General features: G+C 70.3%; 27 protein-coding genes and 2 tRNA genes. 18 read left to right on the top strand and 11 right to left on the bottom strand.

Features of this window, described 5'->3' with window-relative positions; translation table 11 throughout:
• Positions 1-222 precede the first annotated feature (222 nt).
• Positions 223-1127 (top strand): IS5 family transposase gene (locus tag KVY00_RS11885; protein ID WP_255572624.1). Its coding sequence is split into 2 segments (ribosomal slippage): positions 223-625 and positions 625-1127, totalling 906 coding nucleotides; the frame shifts between segments, so codons are not numbered across the junction.
• Here KVY00_RS11885 and KVY00_RS11880 read toward each other — a convergent pair.
• Positions 1124-1417, bottom strand: a complete 294-nt coding sequence (locus KVY00_RS11880) for a hypothetical protein (protein WP_022883068.1) — start codon at positions 1415-1417, stop codon at positions 1124-1126. The genes KVY00_RS11885 and KVY00_RS11880 overlap by 4 nt on opposite strands.
• Positions 1418-1525: 108 nt before the next feature.
• Here KVY00_RS11880 and KVY00_RS11875 point away from each other — a divergent pair, with 108 nt between their 5' ends.
• From KVY00_RS11875 to KVY00_RS11825, 11 genes are all read left to right on the top strand, one after another.
• Entirely contained in the window at positions 1526-1795 is a 270-nt protein-coding gene (locus KVY00_RS11875) for a DUF6112 family protein (protein ID WP_022883069.1), read from the top strand.
• A gap of 40 nt (positions 1796-1835) precedes the next feature.
• Positions 1836-3323: a conjugal transfer protein TrbL gene (locus KVY00_RS11870; RefSeq protein ID WP_067243778.1), complete on the top strand. Its 1488-nt coding sequence runs from the start codon at positions 1836-1838 to the stop codon at positions 3321-3323.
• Between the two features lie 7 nt (positions 3324-3330).
• Positions 3331-4797 carry an SCO6880 family protein gene (locus KVY00_RS11865; protein WP_067243716.1) on the top strand — a complete coding sequence of 489 codons (1467 nt, stop codon included), beginning with the start codon at positions 3331-3333 and terminating at the stop codon, positions 4795-4797.
• A 52-nt stretch (positions 4798-4849) separates the two neighbouring features.
• A complete protein-coding gene (locus KVY00_RS11860) occupies positions 4850-5674 on the top strand; it encodes a hypothetical protein (protein WP_067243715.1) in 825 nt (274 codons plus the stop codon).
• Positions 5671-7194, top strand: a complete 1524-nt coding sequence (locus tag KVY00_RS11855; RefSeq protein ID WP_067243714.1) for an ATP-binding protein — start codon at positions 5671-5673, stop codon at positions 7192-7194. The genes KVY00_RS11860 and KVY00_RS11855 overlap by 4 nt, the downstream gene beginning before the upstream one ends.
• Before the next feature lie 85 nt (positions 7195-7279).
• Positions 7280-7771: a hypothetical protein gene (locus KVY00_RS11850; protein ID WP_255218099.1), complete on the top strand. Its 492-nt coding sequence runs from the start codon at positions 7280-7282 to the stop codon at positions 7769-7771.
• A complete protein-coding gene (locus tag KVY00_RS11845) occupies positions 7768-9564 on the top strand; it encodes a type IV secretory system conjugative DNA transfer family protein (protein ID WP_223043141.1) in 1797 nt (598 codons plus the stop codon). The genes KVY00_RS11850 and KVY00_RS11845 overlap by 4 nt, the downstream gene beginning before the upstream one ends.
• A gap of 57 nt (positions 9565-9621) precedes the next feature.
• Positions 9622-10077, top strand: a complete 456-nt coding sequence (locus KVY00_RS11840; protein ID WP_223043140.1) for a single-stranded DNA-binding protein — start codon at positions 9622-9624, stop codon at positions 10075-10077.
• A gap of 15 nt (positions 10078-10092) precedes the next feature.
• The gene (locus tag KVY00_RS11835) at positions 10093-10683 is read left to right on the top strand and encodes a hypothetical protein (protein WP_067243775.1); all 591 of its coding nucleotides are present in this window, start codon (positions 10093-10095) and stop codon (positions 10681-10683) included.
• Positions 10680-10895, top strand: coding sequence for a helix-turn-helix transcriptional regulator (locus tag KVY00_RS11830; RefSeq protein WP_067243709.1), 216 nt, complete (start codon positions 10680-10682; stop codon positions 10893-10895). The genes KVY00_RS11835 and KVY00_RS11830 overlap by 4 nt, the downstream gene beginning before the upstream one ends.
• Complete coding sequence (locus KVY00_RS11825; protein ID WP_223043139.1) at positions 10879-12105, top strand: tyrosine-type recombinase/integrase; 1227 nt, start codon at positions 10879-10881, stop codon at positions 12103-12105. Before KVY00_RS11830 ends, KVY00_RS11825 begins: the two co-directional genes overlap by 17 nt.
• Before the next feature lie 209 nt (positions 12106-12314).
• On the opposite strand, the gene KVY00_RS11820 is transcribed toward KVY00_RS11825, so the two are convergent.
• The 3 genes from KVY00_RS11820 to KVY00_RS11810 form a co-directional block, all read right to left on the bottom strand.
• Positions 12315-12388: transfer RNA gene (locus KVY00_RS11820), tRNA-Pro, on the bottom strand.
• 20 nt (positions 12389-12408) lie between these two features.
• Positions 12409-12479 (bottom strand) — tRNA-Pro (locus KVY00_RS11815).
• A gap of 156 nt (positions 12480-12635) precedes the next feature.
• Positions 12636-13073 (bottom strand): pyridoxamine 5'-phosphate oxidase family protein, encoded by a 438-nt coding sequence (locus KVY00_RS11810; protein ID WP_223043138.1) that lies wholly within the window; start codon positions 13071-13073, stop codon positions 12636-12638.
• A 137-nt stretch (positions 13074-13210) separates the two neighbouring features.
• On the opposite strand from KVY00_RS11810, the gene KVY00_RS11805 reads away from it, so the two are divergent.
• The gene (locus KVY00_RS11805; protein WP_223043137.1) at positions 13211-14119 is read left to right on the top strand and encodes an NUDIX domain-containing protein; all 909 of its coding nucleotides are present in this window, start codon (positions 13211-13213) and stop codon (positions 14117-14119) included.
• On the opposite strand, the gene KVY00_RS11800 is transcribed toward KVY00_RS11805, so the two are convergent.
• Positions 14082-14852, bottom strand: a complete 771-nt coding sequence (locus KVY00_RS11800) for a lysoplasmalogenase (RefSeq protein WP_223043136.1) — start codon at positions 14850-14852, stop codon at positions 14082-14084. The two genes, KVY00_RS11805 and KVY00_RS11800, sit on opposite strands and share 38 nt — an antisense overlap.
• Before the next feature lie 27 nt (positions 14853-14879).
• Entirely contained in the window at positions 14880-15350 is a 471-nt protein-coding gene (rraA, locus tag KVY00_RS11795) for a ribonuclease E activity regulator RraA (RefSeq protein WP_223043135.1), read from the bottom strand.
• Positions 15351-15531: 181 nt separating this feature from the next.
• Here rraA and KVY00_RS11790 point away from each other — a divergent pair, with 181 nt between their 5' ends.
• The 3 genes from KVY00_RS11790 to KVY00_RS11780 all read left to right on the top strand — a co-directional run bounded on the left by KVY00_RS11790 (position 15532) and on the right by KVY00_RS11780 (position 18356).
• Positions 15532-16107, top strand: a complete 576-nt coding sequence (locus KVY00_RS11790) for a TetR/AcrR family transcriptional regulator (RefSeq protein WP_223043134.1) — start codon at positions 15532-15534, stop codon at positions 16105-16107.
• Between the two features lie 87 nt (positions 16108-16194).
• Positions 16195-17742 (top strand): MFS transporter, encoded by a 1548-nt coding sequence (locus tag KVY00_RS11785; RefSeq protein WP_223043133.1) that lies wholly within the window; start codon positions 16195-16197, stop codon positions 17740-17742.
• A 200-nt stretch (positions 17743-17942) separates the two neighbouring features.
• Entirely contained in the window at positions 17943-18356 is a 414-nt protein-coding gene (locus KVY00_RS11780; protein WP_223043132.1) for a DUF4190 domain-containing protein, read from the top strand.
• An 84-nt stretch (positions 18357-18440) separates the two neighbouring features.
• On the opposite strand, the gene KVY00_RS11775 is transcribed toward KVY00_RS11780, so the two are convergent.
• Positions 18441-19322 carry a DUF817 domain-containing protein gene (locus tag KVY00_RS11775; protein WP_223043131.1) on the bottom strand — a complete coding sequence of 294 codons (882 nt, stop codon included), beginning with the start codon at positions 19320-19322 and terminating at the stop codon, positions 18441-18443.
• A gap of 53 nt (positions 19323-19375) precedes the next feature.
• Between KVY00_RS11775 and KVY00_RS11770 the strand changes: the two genes are divergently transcribed.
• Positions 19376-19792: an MmcQ/YjbR family DNA-binding protein gene (locus KVY00_RS11770; protein WP_223043130.1), complete on the top strand. Its 417-nt coding sequence runs from the start codon at positions 19376-19378 to the stop codon at positions 19790-19792.
• A 371-nt stretch (positions 19793-20163) separates the two neighbouring features.
• Here the strand turns inward: KVY00_RS11770 and der are convergent, their stop codons facing one another.
• The 4 genes from der to KVY00_RS11750 all read right to left on the bottom strand — a co-directional run bounded on the left by der (position 20164) and on the right by KVY00_RS11750 (position 24130).
• Entirely contained in the window at positions 20164-21717 is a 1554-nt protein-coding gene (gene der / locus KVY00_RS11765; protein WP_223043129.1) for a ribosome biogenesis GTPase Der, read from the bottom strand.
• Positions 21717-22508: a (d)CMP kinase gene (gene cmk / locus KVY00_RS11760; protein WP_223043128.1), complete on the bottom strand. Its 792-nt coding sequence runs from the start codon at positions 22506-22508 to the stop codon at positions 21717-21719. Before cmk ends, der begins: the two co-directional genes overlap by 1 nt.
• Positions 22493-23593 carry a prephenate dehydrogenase gene (locus KVY00_RS11755; RefSeq protein WP_223043127.1) on the bottom strand — a complete coding sequence of 367 codons (1101 nt, stop codon included), beginning with the start codon at positions 23591-23593 and terminating at the stop codon, positions 22493-22495. Before KVY00_RS11755 ends, cmk begins: the two co-directional genes overlap by 16 nt.
• 75 nt (positions 23594-23668) lie before the next feature.
• Complete coding sequence (locus KVY00_RS11750; RefSeq protein ID WP_223043126.1) at positions 23669-24130, bottom strand: Lrp/AsnC family transcriptional regulator; 462 nt, start codon at positions 24128-24130, stop codon at positions 23669-23671.
• A 212-nt stretch (positions 24131-24342) separates the two neighbouring features.
• On the opposite strand from KVY00_RS11750, the gene KVY00_RS11745 reads away from it, so the two are divergent.
• Positions 24343-25632, top strand: coding sequence for an MFS transporter (locus KVY00_RS11745; protein ID WP_223043125.1), 1290 nt, complete (start codon positions 24343-24345; stop codon positions 25630-25632).
• Positions 25633-25657 lie beyond the last annotated feature (25 nt).

Raw genomic sequence — 25657 nt, 5'->3', positions numbered from 1 at the left:
ATCGTGGAGCCGATCGAGATGGCCCAATCCAGGTCTCCGGACTGCTGCGCGAGGACTTGCGTCTCCTCCGGCGCCTGCGCACACACGCCCTGCTCGGACCATCGCGGTCGCTTCGACGACGGTGTGTCGATCCACAGGCGGGCGGCTAGGGCGTGTCTCCCATATGCATCGTGAGGTTCGCGGCAGTCTGGTGGGGTGAGGTCGACGGGTTCTCGATATCGGGTGTTCACGGATGCGCAGTGGAAGCGGATCGCTCCGCTGTTGCCGTCCAATGCCGGGCGGCGTGGTCACCCGTTCGGTGACGACCGGCGGGTTGTGGAGGGCATCGCGTACCGGTTCCGCACCGGGATCCCGTGGCGTGACTTGCCCCGCGAGCAGTTCGGACCGTGGCAGACGGTGTGGAAGCGGCATCGCCGTTACGCCGGTGACGGGACGTGGGATCGGGTGCTGGCGCAGATCCTCGCCGAGGCCGACGCGGCCGGGAAGATCGACTGGGCGGTGTCGATCGATGCGACGATCGCGCGTGCGCATCAGCATGCGACGAACACCACCCGCCCCGAGCAGGACACAGGGGGCAGGATCGAATCACAAAGAATCTGCCCTGGCACGAGATTGAACCGCCCGGTCACGGTATCGGCCGCTCCCGCGGCGGTCTGACCACGAAGATCCACCAGGCCGTCGATGGGCACGGCCGCCCGCTCGCGATGATCGTGACCGGCGGGCAGCGCAACGACGGAGCGATGCTCATCCACGTGCTCGGCGAGATCCAGGTTCCCCGGCTTGGCCCGGGTCGCCCACGAACCCGACCCGACGCCGTGATCGCCGACCGTGCCTACGCGACCGGAGTCATCCGCAGCGAGCTGCGCCGCCGCAAGGTCAAGGCCGTCATTCCCGACAAGCGCGACCAGATCATCGCACGAAAACGGCGTGGGAGTCGCGGCGGTCGCCCGCCCGGGTTCGACGCCACCGCCTACCGCGGTCGCAACGTGATCGAGCGATTCTTCGCACTCGCGAAGCAGTGGCGCGGCATCGCGACCCGCTTCGACAAACTCGCCATCACGTACCGCGCCGGCGTCACCCTCTGCGCCATCCTCACCTGGGTCCGACTATTGGGAGACACGACCTAGCGGCGTCGCCCTTGGGAGGCGAGAAGTTCTCTGGCACGTGCGGCCTCGGCATCCAGGAGATCGTCAGCGTCTCCTAGCTGCTCGATGGTCGCGAGTGCGTCGGTAAGGACGCGGCGCGCTTCGTGCACGTCGTGCGTATGCAGAAGGTCTCCCAGAACGATCATCGCCCGTACCCGCAGCGCGCCGGCCGGAGTCGTGCTGAGCAGGCTCCTCAGGGTCGCCTCTGCGCCGGAGGCGTCACCACGGTCCGCCTGCATCAGCGCCTTCTGAAACACCAGCTCACCGGTCACACCGTTCAGCCTACGAGCAGCGCGCGGGCTTGAGGCCGAAGCCTGCGGGGGTCGCGGGGTGCACCTGACCGTCGAGAACCCCTTCTCGTCACCAGTCAGGAGCACTCCGTGATCGACATCGACCCCAACAGCTCGGGCCTTCCGGGCATCGAGCAGCTGCGCATCATCGTCGGCGCCGTCATGACCGTCGGCTTGATCTTGTCCGTCCTCGCCTTGATCATCTCCGCGATCGTGTGGGGCTTCGGCGCCAACTCTTCCAACCCGCACCTCGCCTCACGCGGGAAGGTCGGCGTCCTCGTCTCGTGCGGGGCGGCGATCATCTGCGGTGCCGCGGTGACGCTGATCAACTTCTTCTGGGGCGTCGGGCAGGCCGTGTGATGACCACCCGACATGACTCCCGACCTCGGGGGTGGCTGCGGTGAGCGTCTGCGATGTCCCGGTCATCTCCAACGTGTGCGATGCCGTCGGCGAGGGCACCGCCTCCCTGATCGCGGCGCCGTTCGACTGGCTCGGCCAGGCGATGGCGGGAGCTGCCGCGTGGCTGTTCGAGGCCGTCTGGGCCGTGTTCGACACCACGACTCTCGTGGACGTCACCAGCGCCGAGTACGTGGGCGTCTACAACGTCCTGTTCGGTGCCGCCGTGTTCATCATGCTGGTGTTCTTCTGCCTGCAGTTGATCACCGGGCTCATCCACCGCGACCCCACCGCCCTGTCCCGTGCCGCCCTCGGTCTCGCCAAGAGCGTGCTCGGGTCGTTTCTGGTCATCACGCTCACGGCCCTGCTGCTGGAGGTCACCGATCAGCTCGCTGTTGGAATCGTGCAGGCCACGGGCAACACGATGGAAGACATGGGGACCCAGATCGGGCTCCTCGCCGCCGGGCTGGCCACCATCAACATCACCGCTCCCGGAGTCGGCGCGATCATCACGATCTTCCTCGCCGGGCTTGCCATCTCGGCGGCGGCGATCGTGTGGTTCTCCCTCCTGATCCGCAAGGCCCTGCTGCTGGTCGCGATCGTGTTCGGGCCGGTCGCCCTCGCGGGGGCGACGTGGGATGCGACCAAGGGCTGGTTCGCCAAATGGGCGACGTTCGTCATCGCCCTGATCTTCTCCAAGCTCGTCCTCGTCGTGATCTTCCTCGTCGCGATCGGGCAGGTGTCTGCCCCGATCGAGGCCGACCTCGCCTCGATCAGCGATCCGATCGCGGGGGTGGTGTTGATGTTCATCGCCGCGTTCGCCCCGTACATCACGTACAAGTTCCTGTCGTTTGTCGGGTTCGACATGTACCACGCGATGAGTTCGGAGCAGGAGGCGAAGTCGGCGCTGAACCGGCCCGTGCCGGTGCCGTCCGCGCCGAAGGCTGACTCTGCCAAGACGGTGCTCGACGGCGGCTCCGATCCCGGTAGCACGCCCCCGAGCGGAGGCGGCTCAGCGCCGCCCCCCACCTCGTCTGCGGCACCCGCCAGCGCAGGAGCCGGGGCCGCAGGGACCGGGGCTGCCGCATCCTCGACCGGAGCGGGGGCCGGAACCGGGGCGAGTGCGGGAGCCGGAGCCGGGACCGCAGGTGCAGCGGGTGCAGGTGCTGCCGCCGGGCCTGTGGGGGCGGCGGTGGTCGTCGGCGGCGCTGTGGTGAAGGGTGCGGCGACCGCCGGGCCGAAGGCTGGAGCCGCGGTTGGCGGGGCCGCAGACACCCATGCAGGTGCCGCCGCGGAGCAGGCATCCACGCCGCCTGTCCCGCTCTCGCAGGGCACCCCGTCACAGCGTCCCGCACCGTCGGCGCCACCCCCGGTCGCACCAGCGGCCCCGCCGTCTGGCTTGCCCGGGGGCTCGGTGGAGTCTTCGCCTGCGCCGCGACGCCGGTCGGACCCGCCTCTTCCGCCATCGTCCAAACCGACCGGGAAGGAGTGACCTGCGCATGTCTGCGAACTCGCATACGCACAGTGAGTATCCGTTGGCGGCGGTGCAGTTCTCCCGTCTGACCAAGCGCGGGATCATGCTCGGTCTGTCCCTGCCGCAGCTAGTCGTGCTCGGCGTCGCTGTGCTGACGGTCGTGTTCTCCCTCTATCTGGGCGGAGGGATGGCCTTCGTTTGGACCGCCCCTATCTGGGGCTCCTGCGCGCTGTTGGCGGTGGTCCCGGCGGGCGGGCGGAAGGTGATCGAGTGGGTGCCGATCCTCGCCCGCTGGGCAGCCAGGACGTATCTGGGGCAGCTCACCTACCGGCGCCGCGTCATCAAGCCCCGCCCCGCCGGCACGCTCGCCCTCCCAGGGGATGCGGCGCCGCTGCGGGAATGGGAGGACCCCGAGACCGGCGCGGCGATGATCCACGACCCGCACGCCCAGACCCTCACCGCCATCCTCGGCGTCTCACATCCGGCCTTCGTGCTCCTCGATCCCGGCGAGCAGCAGCGCAGGGTCTCCGGGTGGGGCCGCGTGCTCGCCGCAGCCTGCCGATCCGGGCGCATCGCCCGCATCCAGGTCTCCGAGCGCACCTTGCCGGACTCGGGAACAGGGCTGGCGGAATGGTGGCGCACGCACGGCACCGACGACGGCTCCTGGGCCGCGACCACCTACGCCGAACTGATCGAGCGCGCCGGCCCCGCCGGGGAACGCCACGCGACCACCATCAGCCTGGCGCTCGACATGAAGGCCGCAAGCCGGCAGATCAGAACGTCCGGCGGCGGGATGCGCGGCGCCGCCGCGGTACTGCGGCAGGAGATGACCACGCTCACCACGGCGCTGCGCGCGGCAGAGCTCGCCTCGACCGGGTGGCTCACGCCCGGCGAGGTCGCCGTCATCCTGCGCGGCGCGTATGACCCGGCCGCCGCGCCCGCGCTGGAACGGCACGGCGACCTCGGGCGGGACCTGGCGACCGCCGGGCCGGTCGCGGTCACCGAGACCTGGGAGAGGCTGCGGTCGGACTCCGCGCACCACGCAGTGCTGTGGATCACCGAATGGCCCCGCTCGCAGGTCTACCCAGGGTTCCTCGCCCCGCTCGTGCTCTCCAACGGGATCCTCCGCACCCTCGCCCTGCACTACACGCCGGTGCGCGCCGATCAGGCCGCGCGGGACCTGCGGAAGAAGAAGACCGAGCTCATCAGCGACCAGGCGCAGCGGCGCAAGATCGGGCAGATCGAGGACGCCGCCACCAGCGCGGAGCTGGATGACGTGCTGCAACAGGAGGCGGACCTGACCGCCGGGCACGGCGTCCTGCGCGTCTCCGGCCTCGTGTCCGTCTCTGCGCCGACCGTCGATGAGCTCGAAGCTGCGGTCGCCGCGGTCGAGCAGGCCGCGATCCAAGCCTCCTGCGAGACCCGCCGCCTCGTCGGTCAGCAAGCCCAGGCCTTCACCGCCGCCGCGCTGCCGCTGTGCCGGCCGGTCTGAGCTGGCGCACCTGCCCACCAACCGTCACACCTTCTCCCGAGGAGTATCGCTCATGCCTACCTTCGATGACCCTGTCGCGGACGCGACCGAGGCGTCTGCCGCGTTGCGGGGCCTGGCCCATGCGACCCGCCAGTTCGCCGACCCGGCCGACACGTGTGCGGTGATCGGTGACCTGCTGTCCGGTGTTCGGTCGCTGCGGCAGGTGCTCGACCAGGTCGCCGCCGCCCACATCGCCTCCCGCGCCCGCGCGAACGACGATGCCGGGAGCCAGGCAGCGGGTGCGACGTCGGCCCTCGCGGCCGCGGACGAGCTGCACCAGGCCGGTACGCTCCTCGACAGTGTGGAAGCGCGGCTGGATGCCGCCTCCCAGCACTCCGGCCGCATCGCCTGGCATCCCGCGCCCGCCATCTCGGTGGCGCCCGGGGCGCGGTGGATCAGTGTCGTGTTCCTCCAAGGTTCCGAGGCCGACGAGGCGCTGGACCTGATCGGCCGGGAGGGCACGGATGCGGCGATCGAGCACCTGGCTGGGTTCGACGGCGAGGAGACCGTGCAGGCCGCGCTCGAGAACGGGTACGTCTACGACGAGCCCCCGGCCGGGGCGCTCGACAAGGTGGCGACCCGAGACGTCTACACCCTCACCTACAACCCGTTCCTCGGGCACGTCTCGCTGCTGCGCGAGCACGGCGCCCTGCCCGACCCGGCACTCCTCGGCATCGACACCCCGACCCCCGTGCCCGCGTCGACCGCGACGTCGGTGCGCGTCGCACACCAGCCTGCACCCGCGGGCACCCAGGCAGCGAGCCGGGAGCGAAGCGGCGACTGGTTCACCCGCCGCCCCGGTGCCGCGACGGCGCAGGGCCGGGGGCTCGCGCTGTGACCGGGCAGGACGAGGGCCGTCTGCACACGGCCGTGCTCGTCGGCCCCGAAGGCGAACGACGCCGGGCCCGCAAGGCCCGCCGGCGGGCCGCGACCCGCGTCGAGACCACCGCCCGCGCGACACGGAAGGCCGAGGCGAAGGCCCGGTGGGAGGCGGAGCAGGCCGAACGACGCGCGACGACCTACCTGCCCGCCGCTGGCGAGCCGGGGCCTGCGGCGTTGCGCACACCGGGCAGGTTCCGGTTACCCAAGCACCAGGACACGAGTGCGACGTTGGCCGGGCAGTACCCGTTCCTCGCCGAAGGCGGCCTCGGATCGGAGGGGATCTTCGTCGGTCAGGACCTGTACTCCGGCGGGTCGTTCGTCTACGACCCGTGGGTGCTCTACCGGCGCGGGATCATCACCGCCCCCAACGTCGTCCTGGCCGGAATCGTCGGCTCCGGCAAGTCGAGCCTGGCAAAGTCGCTCTACACGCGATCGCTCCCGTTCGGGCGGCGCGTCTACGTTCCCGGTGACCCGAAGGGCGAGCACACCGCCGTCGCCGAAGCAGTCGGCGGGAGAGCGATCATCCTCGGCCACGGCCTGCCCAACCGTCTCAACCCCCTCGATGAAGGTCACAGGCCATCCGCGGTGTCCGACAGCGAGTGGGCGATGCAGGTCGCCTCCCGCCGCCGCGACCTTATCGGCGCCCTCGCCGAGACCGTGCTGGACCGGGCGTTGTCCCCGCTGGAGCACACCGCGATCGACCTCGCCCTGAGGGACGCGGTCCGAAGTGCGGAGGTTCCGATCCTGCCGATGGTCGTCGACCGCATCCTCACGCCCAACCCCGGCGACGACGAAGACGGGCGACTCGCGGAAGACGGCCGCCTCGTCGGCCACGCCCTGCGCCGGCTCGTCGCGGGCGACCTCCAAGGACTGTTCGACGGCCCGTCCACGGTCCGGTTCGATCCGTCCCTGCCGATGGTGTCCCTCGACCTGTCCCGGGTCGCGGAGAACAGCACCTTGATCTCGGTGCTGATGACGTGCTCGTCGGCGTGGATGGAGTCGGCCCTGTCCGACCCGAACGGCGGGCAGCGATGGGTGATCTACGACGAAGCGTGGCGGCTCATGGCCTACCCGTCGCTGCTGCGGCGGATGGATGCCCAGTGGCGGCTCGCCCGGCACTTCGGGATCGCGAACATGCTGATCTTCCACAAGCTCTCCGACCTCGACAACGTCGGCGACTCCGGTTCCGCGATGCGTGCCCTCGCCTCCTCGCTGCTGGCGAACGCGGAGACCAGGATCGTCTACCGGCAGGAAGCCGACCAACTCGGCACCACCGCAACAGCGCTCGGCCTCACCGGTACCGAGCAGAAGCTGCTTCCGGGCCTGGGCACCGGGCAGGGGCTGTGGCGCATCAAGGACCGCTCCTTCGTCGTGCAGCACCAACTCCACCCCGCCGAGCTCGCCGCCTTCGACACCACCAGCCGCATGACCACGGAAACCCGCACGTTCACGAATCGTGACGCGAGAACTCAGTGATCCCGAACGCACGGGAGGACGCCTGATGCCCCGGCCACGCCATAAGCGCACCACAGTGTCTGCTTCTCGTGACGAGAGCCAGGCGGTGCCGATTGTTCTCCCGCAGGTGGTCATCACGATCACCGACGACGGCCGCATGACGGTCACCGTCGACGGGGTGCCGTTCGAGCCGGAGCCGTTCGCGCCTCCGTGGCAGCGAGAAGACTTCGCCCGTGTCCTCGACCAGCTCACCGAACAACGCCGGTCGCCGGTGCGGGTCGAGGTCCGCGAAGCGGACGGAAGCACGTTCACCGACATCATCACCCCGACCAGACGCCACCGCACCGAACCAAAACCCGCCCCCGCACCTGAGCCACCGGTCGCGAGTGCTCCGCCCGAACTCGTGGCGCTCCACGGCGAGGGGTTCGTTCCGGGCGAGGACGTGGCGATCGCCGTCGTCATCGCCCACAGCGATGCCGCACCTGACGGGACCATGCGCGGCCTGCTCACCGCCGACCAGCTCGCCGTGAGCCCGACCCGAGAGGTGATCCTGCTCGGCCGCGTCTCCGGGACGCTCACGATCGGGCACCCCGAATGAGCACCCCGCGGCCTGCGGGTTCACTCGGGGACGAGCTGAGCAACCTCGGCATCGGCCTCCTCATCGGCGCCGCGATCCTCGCCGCCATCCTCCGCGGCGCCGGCTCGGTCGCCGCGTGGATCACCGGGACCGGTCAGCCCGCCGGCGGAGTCGAGGCCGGGTTGGGCGTGCTGCTCAACCCCTGCGACCCGGCGGAAGCACTCGGCGCACCCGGCCTGAGCGTGGTGGCGTACTGGGTCACCGCTGGCGTCCTCATCCTCGCCGCCGCTGGCGCAGGGTGCTGGGCGTGGCGGTTCTTCCGCGAGCACGGCCGACAGGCCAAGAACGACCCCTACCGCATCCCCGGCATCGCCACCCAAACCGACGTCACCAAGGCCGCCTCCGAGCCCGCACTGCTGCGCCGGGCCGGACACCTGCGACCCTCCCTCGACAAGCCAGCACCGGAGGATGTCGGCTACCGGATCGGCACCTCCCGCGGCAGGACCGTGTGGGCATCCGTCGAGGACTCCATCCTGCTGATCGGCCCGCCCCGCTCCGGCAAAGGCGCCCACATCGTCATCAACGCCATCCTCGACGCGCCCGGTGCGGTCGTGACGACGAGCACGCGGCCGGACAACCTCACCGCGACGCTCCGCGCACGTGAGAGGGTCGGGCCGGTCGCGGTGTTCGACCCGCAGCATCTGGCCGATGGCGTCCCCGCGGGCCTCAGGTGGTCGCCCATCCGTGGGTGCGAGGACCCGCTGACCGCGATGATCCGTGCCACCGGCCTCGCCGCCGGCACCGGTCTGTCCGCTGGCGGCGTCGAAGGTGGCGGGTTCTGGGAGGGGAAGACCCGTACCGCCCTCCAAGCACTGCTCCACGCCGCCGCTCTCGACCGTCGCCCGCCGAGTGAGTTGTTCCGGTGGACCCTCGATCCCTCCGCTGCCGCTGACGCGGTGGCGATCCTGACCTCTCATCCGCACGCTGCGGCGGGGTGGGCGGAGTCGTTGCAGGCGATGATCGACTCCGACCCGAGAACCCGCGACTCCATCTGGCAAGGCGTCTCCCTCGCCCTGGCCGCCCTCGCGGACCCGCGCGTGCTCGATGCCGTGTCGCCACGCGAAGGCGAGGACTTCGACCCCGAAGCGTTCCTCCAAGCCCGCGGGTCGCTCTACCTTCTGGCGACCGGCGCCGGCGCCAACAACAGCGCGGCGCTGGTGGCGGCGTTCGTGGAAGACGTCGTGGAAGCCGCCCGCCGCATCGCCGCCCGCAGCCCCGGGGCCCGCCTCGACCCGCCACTGCTGCTGGCCCTCGATGAGGTCGGCAACCTCGCCCCCTTGCCGTCGCTACCCACGCTCATGGCCGAAGGCGGCGGTACGGGGATCACGACGATGCCGGTGTTGCAGTCGCTCGCGCAGGCGCGGGAGAAGTGGTCGGAGAACGCCGCCGGCGCGATCTGGGACGCCTCTATCGTCAAGATCATCCTCGGCGGGGCATCGAACTCCAAAGACCTGCACGACCTGACCACGCTCATCGGCGAACGTGACGAGGTGACCGACTCCACCACGGTCGGAGACCACGGCTCCCGCTCCGCCCAACGCTCCATCCGCCGCGTCCCGATCATGCCGCCCGACACGATCCGCACCCTCCCGTTCGGGACCGCGCTCGTCATGCTCCGCTCCGCACCGCCCATCGTCACGCGAATGTGGACCTGGACCGACCGCCCGGATGCGAAGGAACTGCGGGCCGACAGGGCTGGCATCGAGGCGCTGCTGCAACGCCGGTCGCTGGAGGAGCCGGGCGCACCTGCCTGACACAAGGGCGGCCCCGGCCGTGGGGCCGCCCATCGATGTCAGAAAGAGGACAGTCCGATGGCTCTCCACACGCAGGAATCCCTCTCCGGGTTCATCGCCTCCGACCCACAACTCACCTACACCGAACGCGGCGACGCCCGCCTGTACGTCAAGATCGGCCAGGAGCACTACCGGCGCGAGGACGACGGGTCGTTCACGCAGACCGAGACGACCTTCCACGACCTCGTCGCGTTCAGCAAGACCGCTGAACGCGCTCACGCTCGCCTCGCCAAGGGTGACAAGTTCGTCGCCGAGGGCTACGTCCGTGAGTACGACCGGACCACGCCGGAGGGCGAGGTAGTCAAGGCCGAGGAGTTCGTGGCGAAGAGAATCGGCCACGACCTCGCCCGCACCCGCTACGACGTCGACCGCACCCGCCGCCAGCCGGCCGTGACGCAAGAGGCCGCAGCGCAGAGCGTCAGCACGAATACCCGCCGTGAAGCTGCGAGTGCCGTCCCGGCGCTCGGTCTCTGACGGGCAGTGGCCGTGATGAACCAGAACGACATCACCCCCGGCCCCGATGAGCCGGACCTGCCAGACGAGCCCGGTCTGAACGAGGAGCCCGACGAGTTCGACGGCCCGTTGATCCCAGAGCCCCCGCATCCGATCAACTGGAATCTTCTGACCGCGGACGAAGCCGAGGCCGAGTGGCTGGAGCTGAACCGCTGGGTTGACTGGCTACGGCGAACCTACGGGCTGCCGGCCTCGGTGATCCCGCCGTTCTGGCACCGTCACCCCGAACTCGTCTGGGAGCTCTCGGCCCTGCACCTGCACTGGCTGGCCGCCTACGACCCCGAGCAGAACGCCTCCGCGCCGCTGGGCTGGCACCGCGACTTCGCCGACGCCCGACAGCGACTCCGTGACTGGGTCGCCACCAGCGGCACCCGGCTCGACCGAGACCGTCCCACCCGGCAGACCGCCTGGCCTGGAGAAGAACCAGCCGACCCCGTCGAGGACACTGTCATTCCCGACCGGGACGAGAACTTCATCCAGTTCGTCCTCGACGACGTCATCGCCCGCCGCAAAGCCGAGGACGACTTCTACGCCAGCCTCGACCCCGCCACCGGGGAGCTGCCATGAACGAACCGGAATTGACGGTCACGGTGTCACCGCTGATGGACAGCCGCGAGATCGCCGCCTACCTCAAAGTGTCGGAGTCGACGCTGTCCCGATGGCGGTCAGCCGGCCAGGGGCCGCCGTTCCTGCGATTGGGCGGTATCGCACGATACCGGCTCGAGGCAGTCGACGCGTGGCTGGCCGGTCTGGAACACGACGATGCCGCGGAAGGCTGACCCGCTCCCGCAGGCGCAGCCCAAGCCCGTCCCGCCGGTCGGAGTGAAGATCTCCACCGACCTCGAACGCCGCTCCTACGGCATCCGAGCCCGCGCCCGCTGGACCGATCCCATCAGCAAGCGCCGCATCACCCGTTCGGAGATCGTCGCCGACGAGGCTGCAGCACACGAGTTCTTCGACTCGCTGCGGCAGTCCTCTGCCAAGGGCATGGACGTGTCCATGACGCTCACCGAGTTCGTCACCGCGATCGGCGACCGGTGGGCGCGGGGGCTGGACCCGACCTCCACCGGGGAGACCTACGGGTACGGGCTCAAGCTCCGCGTGCTGCCCGCCCTCGGGCACCTGCCGGTCACGCAGATCACCGCCGGGATCATCGACCGCACGATCGACGCCTGGGAGAAACGCCACGGGGCGTCAACGATCAAGAACTCCATCGCCCCGCTCGTGCGCGTCCTCGACGAGGCAGTCCGCGACGGGCTCATCCCGATCAACCCCGCGAAGAACCGCGCCAAGCGCAGCCTGAACCGCAACGCCTTCCGAACCCAGCCCGCCGAGCAAGCCTCGCCCCGCGCGCACGCCATCCCCGACATGGGCACCCTGACAAAGCTCGCGGACGCCTGCGGAAAGATCCACCAGTCCTACTCGGACTTCGTGATGCTCGCCGCGCTCCTCGCCGCGCGTTCCTCCGAAGTGTCAGGCCTGCAGGCCGGCGACGTCCGCTTCGACAAGAACATCGTCGTCATCGCCCGGCAGACCTACCCCGGCAAGGGCGGCCTCGTCACCAAACAGACCAAGGGCCGCAAGGAGCGACGCGTCCCGATCCTCGACCCGCTGCGGCCGATCCTCGAACGGCTCACCGAAGGCAAGCAGCCGGAAGAGCGTCTGCTCGTCGGCCCGAAAGGCGGCGCGCTCACCACCGCCACCGTCAGGGACGCCACGAACTGGGACCAGATCGTCAAGGATCTCGGGCTGCCCGATCTCACCCGACACGGGCTCCGGCACACCGGAGCCACCTGGATGGCCGACGCTGGCATCCCGCTGCACGTCCTCCAGGACATCCTCGGCCACGCTTCCGTCGAGACAACCCGCGGATACCTCCACCCCGACGACCGCCACCTGGCCTCCGCCGCGGAGCAGGCCAACGCCTTCCTCGCCCGATCCGCCAAGGCCAGCAGGCCGACCCGGCGCGACGCGTCGAGGTCCCTGTGACCGGGAGCCCGGAGCCCGGATCAGGCGCTCTGGTCCCCTTTTGGTCCCCTTATCCACAGGCGACGAACTCCAGAGAGCCAGATCCGCCCTCCGGCCCCTCGGAGCGAGCATCAGCACCTCGGCGAGGGGACCAGAGGGGGACCAACGAAAACCCGTCACCAGACATGACGAAGCCCTGATGAAAATGGCTTCTCATCAGGGCTTTTCCGTCGGGATGACAGGATTTGAACCTGCGACCCCCTGACCCCCAGTCAGGTGCGCTACCAAGCTGCGCCACATCCCGTCGCTTCAGTTTTCAGTTGTTCGGGCCGACCGGAGCGGGGTAGACCCCTTGACCCCCAGTCAAGTGCGCTACCAAGCTGCGCCACAGCCCGTTGCCACTGCGCCTTCGCGAAGCAACCCCTCTATCTTACCCATACTTTTGGGGCGCGAATGACCACGGCACTGACTGTCCACGGTCGCGAATGGCCGCAGCAGCAGGCGATCCCGGCCGCACATCACCCATCCAGCGAAGAGCAGAGCAGCAACCCCTACCCCTCCTGCTGGTCCTCGCGGCGCGGCTCGGGGCCGAACCGGTACTCGCGGCCGCCGATCGACTCCGCCTCGATCCGCACGAAGGTCGGCTTGAGGGTCGGCACGAAGGGCCTGAGCGGCAGCGCCTCCACGGCCGCGATATCGGCCTCCGATTCGAGCACCCGGGCGTGTCCGCGCAGCACCACACTCCAGCCGGATTCCTCGCCGATCTCATCGACCTCGAGCAGCACGGAATCGTTGATGGTCAGCTCGACGAGTTTGTTACCGGGCGCGGTGCGGAAGACCGCCGATCGCCCGTCGAGCACGAAGTTGAGCGGCACGACGTCGACCACGTCGCCCACGCGGGTGACGATCCGCCCCACGCGCTGCGACCCCAGTCGCTCCCAGCACTCATCCTCCGTCAGCACCGACACGGCATCCTGGTTCTCACTCATACTCCATTCTCACCCGCAGACGTGCTCTGCGAAAGCGCTGACCCGGCACCCACGGAAACACCCATCGATCGCCTAGTCACCTGCACCCGACGCAATCTTCCGGGCGCTCCCCCACCCCGCACCGCTACGCTGAAACCATGAGCGATCTGCGAAACCCGGGCGACGCGTGGGTCACGGCGGCCGACGGCGGGCGCTACTGGGGGCGCTTCGGCGCAGCCGGCCTGCTCGCCCACGATCGCTCTCTCGGCGCCATCCTGCTGCAGCACCGCGTCACCTGGAGCGACCACGGCGACACCTGGGGCATCCCCGGCGGCGCCCGCCACGAGGGCGAGGCCGCGATCGACGGGGCGATCCGCGAGTCGCAGGAGGAGGCCGGGGTTCCCGACAACGCGGTCGCACCCCGCTACACCCACGTGCTCGACCGCGGCGGCTGGGCCTACACCACCCTGATCGCCGACGTCGTCACCCCCTTCGAACCCCGCATCACCGATCCCGAGAGCCACGCGCTCGCCTGGATCAAGCTCGACGACGTCGAGCGGCTCCCTCTGCACCCCGCGTTCGCGGCGAGCTGGCAGCTGCTGCGCCCCCTGCTCGCGGCGAGACCCGCCGTGGTGATCGATGCCGCCAACGTGATCGGCTCGGTGCCGAACGGATGGTGGAAGGATCGCCGCGGCGCCGCCGAGCGGCTGCGCGACCAGCTCGAGGCGCTGGCGGTGCACGGCGACGGGATCCGCGCCGGCTTCCTCGACCTGCCCGAGACCCGCGTGCCCGGCCTCGACCGCGCCTATCCGGAGTGGACCATGGTGGTGGAGGGCGTCGCGAACGGCATCGCGAGCAGCGAGCACGTGCGCGTGGTCTCCTCACCCGGCCTCGGAGACGACACCATCGTGGCCGAGGCCGCCGTCTTCGCAGCATCCGAGCACGCCGTCACCGTCGTCACCGGCGATGCCGAACTGCGGGTGCGCGCGCACGCCGCGGGAGCGGTCACGCGCGGCGCGAAGAAGCTGCTCAGACTGCTTCCCGAGGCCCCTCCGGCTGAGGGCTGAGGAGCCGCGGCCCCGCCTCGCGACGCCACAGCGACGCGACCACGCCATACGAGATGAGCCCCTGCCCGAGCGTGTAGGTGAGCATGACCACACCGCTCGTCCACGCCGGCATCACCTCGGGCATGAAGATGCGGAGCGAGAGGATCGCGTCAGACGCGAAGAACCATGCCCCGCCCCACGCGATCGCCGCCGTGCAGCGCGACGCCATCGCCGCGGTGCCCGCGAGCAGTAGCCCGTAGGCCATCACGGGCACGGTGAGCGCGCCGGCCCGCGGAATCAGCAGCACGATCAGCACCGCGTACGCGAGTGCGTACACGGCCGCCCACATCGGCGCCCGATGCACGGCGAGGCCGCGGGTGCGCCACAGGAGCACCAGATACGCGATGTGGGCGAGCCCGAAGCAGAGCAGCATCATCGGCAGCTCGTCGTCGAACATCGGGAAGAACGTCGCCGCCCCGTCGCCGAGCCACGAGCAGAGGATCGCCGCGACGAGCAGCGCGATAGGCCCACCGGCGCCGCGAAGCACGGTTCGGGATCCGGGCGGCGCCTCAGGCTCTCGCGCTCCGGCCGCCCACACGACGGCGAGCGCCAGCGCGGGCATCAGCGCGAGCTTGCTGGGCCCGGCGACCGCGTTCCCGGCATCGGTATGCCCGGCGAAGAGCGCCGCCACGTGCACGACCGAGATCGCCGCATACGGCAGGAAGGGCAGGAGTACCCGGATCCTCGACCCCATCAGCGCCCCCTCGCTCGCCGAAAGCCCTTAGACGCCGACCAGGATCCCGTCCTCATCGCACCAGACCGTCATGCCCGGCTCGAACACGACACCGCCGATCTCGACCGGCACGTCGGTCTCGCCCGCGCCCGTCTTCGTCGACTTCGCCGGGTTCGACCCGAGCGCCTTCACGCCGAACGGCAGGGTGCCGAGCGCCACGCGGTCTCGCACGGCGCCGTTCACGATGATGCCGGCCCAGCCGTTGTCGACCGCGAGCGCCGCGATGACATCGCCCACGAGCGCCGTCTCGAGCGATCCGCCGCCGTCGATCACGAGCACGGCGCCGTCGCCCGGCGACGAGAGCAGTTCTTTGAGGCGCGCATTGTCTTGAAAGCAGCGCACCGTGCGCACGGGACCGGTGAAACCGGTCACACCACCGAGGTTCAGAAACTGCAGCGACACCGACTGCAGTTCATCACCGCGTTCGTCGTATAGGTCTGCGGTGCTGATCTGAGCCATACCGGCTCCTTCCGTTCGAGGCGCGGCCCCTCGGCCGCTTCGTATCTTCAACGCTACCCGGCACCTCCGACAAAGTCGGCAGGCCGACGGCCGAACTGCAAACTTGCGCAACACAATCGCAAGATGTACAAATGTACATGTACAGATGTCCAACACTGAAGGCTGCTCGAGAGGAGGGCCCGTGTCAGAACCCGCATCGAACTCGCCCGAGCCGCGCCGGCGCGACCCCGAGGGGCGCCGCCGCGCGATCCTCACCGCGGCCGCCGAGATCGTCATCGAGCACGGCCCGGCCGCCCTCACCCACCGCGCCATCGCCGCGCGGGCGGGGGTCTCCCTCGGCTCGACCACGCAGTACTTCAGCTCCATCGACGAGCTGCGCGACACCACCCTGCAGCAGCTGGCCGACGAGATCGACGACTCGCTCACCCAGCTCGAATCGAACCTGACGGACTTCGCCGAGCACCCCGAGCGCGCCATCGCCGAGATCCACGACTTCCTCTGCGACACCCGTGCCGTGCACGCCGACGTCGCACTCATGAGCACCGGCACCACCGATCCCGGCATGCGCGCCCTCGCGCAGCGCTGGACGGATCGCCTGATCGACATGCTCTCCGCGCACGTCGGCCGCGAGCGCGCCACCGCCATCGCGGTGTACCTCGACGGCGCCACGATCCACGCGGCGCTCCACGATGCGCCGCTCGACCGCGATCACCTCGAGCGGGTCGTCGTCGCACTGATGGCGACGCCGGATCCCTAGAGGCCGCTCGAGCCGCACCCTGAGAGGTCGGCAACACCGCGCACGAACTTCAACCCCATCACCCGATCCGAACCCGAAAGCGACCCCATGTCCACCCCCGCCAACGTCACATCCGCAGCACCGTCGCTGAGCCGCGCCCGCCGCTGGGCTGCCGTGTCCGTGCTGACGGCGAGCCTGCTCGTCATCACGATGGATATGACGATCCTCAACATCGCGCTCCCCGAGATGGCCGCCGAGCTGCACCCCACCTCGGACCAGCAGCTGTGGATCGTCGACGTGTACTCCCTCGTGCTCGCCGGCCTGCTCGTCTCGTTCGCCGCGATCGCCGACCGCTGGGGCCGCAAGCGCATGCTGCTCATGGGATACGCGATCTTCGGGGGCGCCTCGCTGATCGTGCTCTTCGCGAACAGCGCCGAGACGGTCATCGCGATCCGCGCGCTGCTCGGCGTGGGCGGGGCGATGATCATGCCGATCACGCTGTCACTGATCCGCGTCATCTTCACCGACCCCAAGGAGCGCGCGACCGCGCTCAGCATCTGGGCCGCGGTGTCGGGTCTCGGCGCGGCTGTCGGGCCGCTCGTCGGCGGTCTGCTGCTCGAGCACTTCTCGTGGCACGCCGCGTTCCTCATCAACGTGCCGCTCATGCTCGCGGGCATCATCGCCGGCATCCTGATCCTGCCGGAGTCGCGCGTTCCGCGCACCGGGCGCTGGGACGCCCTCGCGGCGGCCCTGTCGCTCGCCGGCATGACGCTGCTGGTCTGGGCGATCAAGACCTTCGGCAAGGAGGCCAGCTTCCTCGTGCCCGAGGCCCTCGCGGCCTTCGCCGTCGGCGGCGCGCTGCTGGCGTGGTTCATCGTGCGCTGCGTGCGCAGCGCGTCTCCGCTGCTCGAACTGCGGCTCTTCCGCAACCGCGAGTTCTCGGCGGGCATCATCGCGGCCCTCGGCTCGACGTTCGCCATGGCCGCGGCGCTGCTACTCATTGCGCAGTGGATGCAGCTCGTCGACGGCGCCTCGCCGGTCGAGGCGGGCGTGCGGCTGTTCCCGGTCGCGATCGCGGGGGCGATCGCATCACTCGCCGCTCCCCCGCTCGCGCGCGTGTTCAGCGCCCGCGCGGTGCTCGCGGGCGGAGTGGGCCTCGCCGGTATCGGCATGCTCATCATCGCGCTGCAACCCGGCACCCTGTCGACCCTCACCGTGCTGATCGCCCTCACTCTCGTGGGCGCGGGCACGGGATCGCTCGCGATCGGATCGGCCATGATCATGCACGGCTCCCCCGAGGAGAAGGCCGGCAGCGCGGGCGCCCTCGAGGAGACCTCGTACGAACTCGGCGCAGTGCTCGGCGTCGCGATTCTCGGCAGCATCTCGGCGCTCATGTACCGCGCCGAGCTCGTCGCGAGCGGCGTGCTCGCGGGGCTCGACGCGAAGCTCACGGAGCAGGCCGAGGCGTCGCTCGGCGCCGCGGTCTCGATCGCCGGAGAGACGGGGATCCCGCAGCTTGCGCACGAAGCGGGCGTCGCGTTCACCCACTCGCTGCAGGCGACCGGGATCGCGGGCGGCATCATCATGCTCGCCGTCGCCGCGGTCGTGTTCTTCATGGCGCCGAAGGGGAGCGACGTGTCGGGCGCCTCGCACTGAGCCGGCCTCGCCTCAAAACTCCGGCGATCCGCGGGAGACCGGCAGAGATCGGCCTCAAACAGCCGCCCTCCTGCGGATCACCGGAATCCTGAGGATGGTACCGGGGTATGAGGCCGTCGATACCGCGGCAGGACGCGGTGGCCCGGGGGTCAGACGTAGCGTGGAAGCATCATCGAGCAGACGCCCCGAAAGGACCGATCATGAACACCACCGCCGTCCTCCCGGACACCACCGCCGAGTTCTCGGCACCGGCCGACGACACCGTCCGCGTCCCCGCCCAGAACTCCCAGGGCGCCCCGTCCGCGTACGAGGCGCCGGGCGACCGCCCCGCCGCCGAACCCCAGGCGAACCCCGGCGACAACGCCCGGGCCTTCGCGATCACGAGCTTCGTGCTCGGCATCGCCTCGGTGGTGAGCGGCTGGACTTTCATCGCGCCGATCGCGGGTCTGATCCTCGGCATCATCGCGCTGCGCCGGAACACGAGCGAGCGCACCCTCGCGCTCTGGGGCGTGTGGCTCAACGGGATCATGCTGGCACTCGCCGCGCTCGCGATCGTGGCGTTCGTGCTGATGCTCGGGGCCGGCCTCATCGCGCTGCCGTTCTTCGCGGTCTGATCGGGGGCAGGATCCGGATCCGCACCCCGCAACTCCGAAGACGCGTGTGCCGCGCTCCTCTCCCAGGAGTGCGGCACACGCGTCTCATGCTCGCGGCGAGGGCAGTGACTCCGGACGTCTCGGCGGATACACCCAGGCCACCATCACCACCGAGATGATCATCAGCAGGAACCAGGCGATGAGTTTCTGCGGCGACACGAGCTCCCAGCCGCCCTCCTGATTCGGGTAGAGCCAGGCCCCGGCCCAGGTGCCGATGTTCTCGGCGATCCAGATGAACCCCGCGACCCCCGCGAACACCGGCAGCAGCGACACCCTCAGCGTCGCGCGCCACACCCGGAAGTACATGACCGTGCGCCACCACAGCAGCACCACGAGCGCGAGCAGCACCCAGCGCAGGTCCCAGATGAAGTGGTGGCTGAAGAAGTTGACGTAGATGCCCGCCGCGACCACGGTGGTCGCCCAGACCCGCGGATAGCGAGCGAACCTGAGATCGTGCAGGCGGTAGACGCGCACCATGTACGATCCCACCGCCGCGTACATGAAGCCGCTGAAGAGCGGCACCGCGCCGATGCGCAGCACCCCCTCCGCCTCGTAGGCCCACGAACCGACATCGGTCTTGAACAGTTCCATCGCGGTGCCCGTGATGTGGAACAGCACGATCACCCAGAGCTCGCGACCGCTTTCGAGCTTGAAGACGAGCATGCCGATCTGGATCAGGATCGCCACGACGGTGAGCGCGTCATTGCGGGCCAGCGCGGCATCGTCGGGATACCAGAACCGCGACGCCAGGATCGCCACCAGCAGCAGCGCCCCGAACACGCACGCCCACGCCTGCTTCAGCAGGAACACCGCGCACTCGATGAGCACCGCACAAGCCCCGCGCTCGGGGCGGCCGGCGAGCAACCGGTGAGCCGCGCGATCGATGCTGCGCTCGAGGCGCGTGAGCTCGCGGGGATCTCCGGTCATGATCCGAGGCTATCGGGCGGGATCCGACGTAAGCTGAAGCCGAGGAGGGACTCATGGCCACGTTCGACGATGTGCGCGCGATCGCTCTCGCGCTGCCCGAGACCGAGGAGCGCGAGGGCGGCTGGCACATGGGACCGAGCTGGCGCGTGGTGGGCGGCGCGATGTTCGCGTGGTCCAGACCGGTCACCGGTAAGGATCTCGCCTGGATGCGCGAGCGGGGCGAGGATCCCGGCGAGCCGGTGCTCGGGATCCGAGTCGCCGGCGAGGAGGCGAAGCGGGAGCTGATCACCGCGTTCCCCGACGTCGCGTTCACGATCCCGCACTTCGACGGTTATCCCGCCGTGCTGCTGCGCCTGCCGATCATCGACCGGGAGCTGCTGCGCGAGTTCGTCATCGACTCATGGCTGCTGAAGGCGCGCCGCCGCACCGCTCGCGCCTGGCTCGCCGAGCACGGCATGGCGGAGGGGTGAGGGCCGGCGTTCTCGCCAATGCTGGCAGCCTCACCGAGGTGGGCCTTCTCGCCAATGCTGGCCGCCTCACTGAGGTGGGCGTTCTCGCCATCGTAGACCTTCGGCACCGTTGTAGACCTCTCGCGCGGTGCGGGAGGTCTACAACCGTGCGAGAGGTCTACACCGGCGGAAGGGCGCGGGCGGAACCGCGCGGCGCATCCTCTCGAAGGCCAGAAATGGCCTTCAAGGAAAAGCGGTGCCTGGCTAGCGCCGGGCACGCCTTTCACGCGCGTCTGAGGAATCGCTGACGCGATACTCACCGCAGCCGAGACGACTGCGGCGCATCCTCGAAACAGCGAGAAATCGCTGTTTCGGAGCGGCGACCCCAGCTCCTATCGTCGCTGTCGCCGCTCACGGATGCGCATATTGAGCACGATGGGGGTGCCCTCGAAACCGTAGCGCTCACGCAGACGGCGCTGGATGAAGCGGCGGTAACCGGGGTCGAGGAAGCCCGAGGTGAAGAGCACGAACGTCGGCGGACGGTTCTGCACCTGCGTGCCGAACAGGATGCGCGGCTGCTTGCCGCCGCGCAGCGGGTGCGGGTGCTCCTGCACGAGCTCGGCGACGAACGCGTTGAACTTCGCCGTGGGGATGCGGGTATCCCACGACTCGAGCGCGGTCTCGAGCGCGGGCACCAGCTTCTCGAGGTGCCGACCGGTGCGGGCCGAGATGTTGACGCGGGGCGCCCAGTCGACGTGGGCGAGATCCTGCTCGATCTCGCGCTCGAGGTAACGACGGCGATCGTCGTCGAGCAGGTCCCACTTGTTGAACGCGAGCACGAGCGCGCGGCCCGACTCGAGCACGAGGTCGATGATGCGCAGATCCTGGTCGCTGATCTCCTGGGTCACGTCGATCAGCACGACCGCGACCTCGGCCTTCTCGAGCGCGGCGGCGGTACGCAGCGAGGCGTAGAAGTCGGCACCCTTCTGCAGGTGCACGCGGCGGCGGATGCCCGCCGTGTCGACGAAGGTCCACACGCGTCCGGCGATCTCGACCTGCTCGTCGACGGGGTCTCGGGTGGTGCCCGAGAGCTCGTTGACGACCACGCGCTCCTCGCCCGCCGCCTTGTTGAGCAGGCTCGACTTGCCCACGTTGGGCCGCCCGAGCAGCGCGACGCGACGAGGGCCGGCGAGCTTGGGCTGCGCGACCGCCGACTCCTCGGGCAGCGCGGCAACGATCTGATCGAGCAGATCGGCGACGCCGCGGCCGTGCAGCGCGGAGACCGGGTGCGGCTCGCCGAGGCCCAGCGACCACAGCTGCGCCACCTCGGGCTCCAGCACCGCGTCGTCGACCTTGTTCGCGACGAGGAAGACGGGCTTCTTCGTGCGGCGCAGCAGCTGCACCACCCGCTCGTCGGTGGCGGTGGGGCCGACGCGCGAGTCGACCACGAACATCACGACGTCGCACAGCTCGATCGCGACCTCGGCCTGCAGCGCGACCGAGGCGTCGATGCCCTTCGCGTCGGGCTCCCACCCGCCGGTGTCGACGAGCGTGAAGCGGGTGTCGCCCCACTCGGCGGGGTAGCTGACCCGGTCTCGGGTCACGCCGGGCACGTCTTCGACCACGGCCTCGCGGCGGCCGAGAATGCGGTTGACGAGCGCCGACTTGCCCACGTTCGGGCGGCCGACGATCGCGACCACGGGGAGGGCCTCGGCGAGCGGCTCCGAGAAGCCAAGGAACTCGCCGTCCTCGCCGATGATCGCGAGGTCTTCCTCCTCGAGGTCGAAGCCGTCGAGGTTGGAGCGCATGGCGCGCAGGCGCTCCTCGTCGGTGACCTCGCCGTCGAACTCCTCGCTCACGATCACTTCGTCTTCGGCGATCGCCGAAGCATCGAAGGCCTCCGCCTCGCCCTGCTCGGTCGGCCCACCGGGGGTCTGCTCGTTCATCACTTGCTCTCTTCTGCGGCGCCCTGCACCGCTCGTACGATATCGATCACAGCCTGAACCGACTGCTCGAAGTCCAGATCGCTCGTATCGACGAGCGTCACCCCGGGTGCGGGGTTGAAGAAGTCGACCACCTGCGCGTCCTTCGCGTCGCGCGCGACGATGTCGGCGAGCACCTGCTCGGGCGACATGCCCGCCAGTTCGCCCGCGCGTCGCTGAGCTCGCACCTCCGGCGATGCCGTCATGAGGATGCGCACGGGCGCATCGGGGGCGACCACGGTGGTGATGTCGCGGCCCTCGATGACCACGCCGGGCAGACCCGACTCTGCGACGATGCGGCGGAACATCGCGTTCAAACGCTCGCGCACCTCCGCGTGCTTCGAAACGCGGCTGACCTGGCCGCTCACCGCCGGATCCCTGATCACGGCGGTCACGTCGACGGGATCGCTGGGCACGGCGCCCTCCGGGGCGGGCAGCGTCACGGTGACCCACTGGTCACCGCGCATGGTGATCGTGAAGCCCCACGATTCGAGCAGCTCGAGCACCGAGGCCTCGTCGTCGAGATCGATGCCGGCCTGCAGGGCGGCCCACGCCAGGGAGCGGTAGGCGGCTCCCGTATCGAGAATGCCGAACTCGAGACGATCGGCTGCGGCCCGCGACACGCTCGACTTGCCGCTGCCCGCGGGGCCGTCGATCGCGACCAGAATCGGGAACGCCGCGTCAGGGGTCACCGCCGCGTCCGCACCGATCGTCTCGGGTGCGTCGTGCACAGCATCACTCACAGCGTCCTCCATCCGCGTTCGGCGAGCCCCTCGATCGCGCGCTCGGCCACCTCCGGCAGCACTGCGATCTCCGCGAACCCGATCTGCGCGCCCGGCGAGTGCTCAAGGCGCAAGTCTTCCATGTTAATGCCCAGTTCTCCGAGTTCGGTGAGCAACCTCGCGATCTGGCCCGGCCGATCGTCGACGAGCACCGTGAGCGTCGTGAAGCGCTCCGACGATCCGTGCTTACCCGGAATGCGCGCGACGCCGCGATTGCCCGCCGCCAGCAGGTCGGCGATGCGCCGCTTGGCGCCCCCTCGCTCGGGATCGCGCAGCGCATCGGTGAAGGCTGCGATATCGCCGGCGAGCGCGTCGAGCAGCTCGACGACGGGCTCCCGGTTCGCGCCGAGGATCTGCACCCACAGCTCGGGATCGCTCGACGCGATGCGGGTCGTGTCGCGCAGGCCCCCGCCCGCGAGCCCGATGGCCTGATCGGTGGCGGGCACGAGCCTGGCCGCGAGCAGGCTCGACACCACCTGCGGCAGGTGCGAGACCAGGCCGACGGAGCGGTCGTGCTCTTCGGGTGTCATCTCGATGAGCACCGCGCCCAGGTCGAGCGCCACCGCCTCGACCAGCGCCAGGGCCTCGGCCGGCGTCTCGTGATCGCGGCACACGACCCACGGGCGGGCGGTGAAGAGGTCGGCTCGCGCCATGATCGCGCCGCCGCGCTCGCGCCCCGCCATCGGATGCGAGCCGACGTAATTGGTGAGGTCGATCCCGCGTCGGGTGAGCTCGAGGAACGGCGCCAGCTTCACGCTCGCGACGTCGGTGACGACCGCGTCGGGGTACTCGGAGAGCGCCCGCTCGACCACGTCGGCCGTGACATCGGGCGGCGTCGCGACCACCACGAGCGCCGGCGGCGCGTCATCGGCAGTGCGCACGCGGCCGGCTCCGTAGTCTGCGGCGAGCGCGACCGTCGTCGGCGACAGGTCTTCGAGCGTCACATCGACGCCGTGCTCGCGCAGGCCGAGGCCGACGCTCGCGCCGAGCAGGCCGGCCCCGATCACGTGCACCGTGCCCTTGACTCGGCTCGCCAGTCCGTTCGGCTGTTCGTTCATCTTCCGCCTTCGCGCTCGTCAGGATCCGCTCCGCCCATTCTCCCAGGTCGACGGGCGCCCTCGCAGCCGCGCGGATCACTCTCCCGCGAGCAGACCAGTGACCCGGTAGGGGATGACGGTGCGGAGGAAGAGGCTGGTCGACGTGCGGGTGATGCCCGGGCAGAGCCGGATCTCCTCGCTCACCCGGTAGAGGTCCTCGGGATCGCGCGCGACGACGCGGAGCAGCAGGTCGGTGTCGCCGGCGGGGGCGAAGCACTCGAGCACCTCGGGGATATCGGCGAGCGCCGCGATCGCCTCGGCGATCTGATGCTGGTCGAGCTGCACCTGCACGCTCGCGGCGACCGGCCGGCCGAGCGCCTGCGGGGTGATGCGGGTGCTCGGCAGGCGGAGCACGCCCGCGGCGTCGAGCTTGTCGAGGCGCGCCTGCACAGTGCCGCGGGCGAGGCCGAGCCGCTGCGCGATCATCGCGACCGGCATGCGCGCGTCGGTGTCGAGCTCGCGGAGGATGCGGCGATCCGTCTGATCGAGAACGCTCATTCTGCTCACCTTCTGCCCATGTGCAGGTCTATCAATTGAGCATATCGCTCAACCGAAAGAACTTCGCTTGCGCGATTCGAAGAACAGACCTTGAATGTGAGCGGGGCACGGTCAGTGCACCCGCCCACCACTGAGATCCGAACGTGCACCACCCCGCGCGGCGCGGATCCCGGACACCGCCCCACAAGGGCACGCCCGAAACGGAGAACCCCGTGAGCGCCACCCCTGCTCTCATCACCCCGCCGCTCGCCACAGCCACGGCCTTCCGCCCCCGGATCCGGGTCGCACTGACCGCCCTGACGCTCGCTTCGCTGCTCGTGGCGGCGAACCTCTCGACCCCGCTCTATCCACTGCTCGAGGTGAGGCTCGGGATCGGCGCCCTCGGCGTCTCGCTCGCGTTCTCGAGCTACGTGATCAGCATGCTGGTCGGCCTGATCGTGTTCCGCAGGTGCGCCGACCGCCTCAACCGGCGCACGGTGCTGGTCGCGGCCCTCGCGGTCGGGTCGGGTGCGACCCTGGGGCTCGCGCTCGCCCCGACGCTCGGCTGGTTCTGCACCGCCCGCGCGGTGCAGGGCCTCGCGATCGCCGCCGCGACGGGTACGGCATCGAGCGCCTTCCGGGTGCTGCTGGTCGGGCGTCCCGGAACCGCGGGCCGACTCACCCTGCTCGCGAGCTCCGGCGGCGTGGCGCTCGGCCCCGTGCTCGGCGGCGCGCTCTCGGGTCTCGGCGCACCGCTGCGGACGCCCTTCCTGGCGCTCGCGCTCGTGCTCGCCGCGCTCGCGCCCGTGATCCTCGCGATCGTGCCGCACGGCGCCTGCCGCCCGGAGGACGCCGAGCCCCTCTCCGCCGACCCGCACCGCCCGGTGTCCGCCACCCCGGCCGCTCCGCCCGCTGCAGAAGCTCCGATCGCCGCAGAGGCCCCGACCGCCGCGTCCCGCGGCGCCGTGCGCCGCGCCGCCGGTATCGGCTTCCTGAGCTTCGCCCTCTTCGGCTTCTGCCTCTCACTCGCCCCCTCGGCGTTCGCCGCGCTGCTGCCGGTCGGGTCGCGCGCCGCGGTCGGTCTGCTCGCGGCGCTCACCCTGCTCGCCTCAGCGTGCGTGCAGCTGCTGCCCCTGCGCGGCGGCTGGCGCGAGCCGCTCGGGCTTCCGCTGCTCGCGGCCGGGGTGCTGATGCTGGGGCTCGCGCCGCTGACGGGCCGGGCCGAGCTCGTCGTGGCGGGCGGGATCGTCGCGGGCGTCGGCCAGGGGTTCGCGTTCCAGTCGGCGTTCGGCCGGGCGGTCGCGGCCGTGCCGGTCTCGCGCAACGGAGCCACGGTCAGCGCGGTCTACACGATCACCTACCTCGGCAGCGCGCTGCCGGTGCTCGCGCTGGGGTTCGCAGCGGGCGCGGTCGGGCTGCCGCTCGCGGTGCTCGGCTTCGCCGTGCTCCTCGCCGCGGCCGCCCTGTGCGCCGCGCTACCAGCGCGACGCCGGGGGCGACCCGTACGCTCACCACGCGCGTGACTCGCGGCGCGAGCGTGACTCGCGC

The sequence above is a fragment of the Leucobacter tenebrionis genome, assembly GCF_019884725.1.
GTDB lineage: Bacteria > Actinomycetota > Actinomycetes > Actinomycetales > Microbacteriaceae > Leucobacter > Leucobacter tenebrionis.
This window is presented reverse-complemented; position numbering and strand designations above follow the sequence as displayed.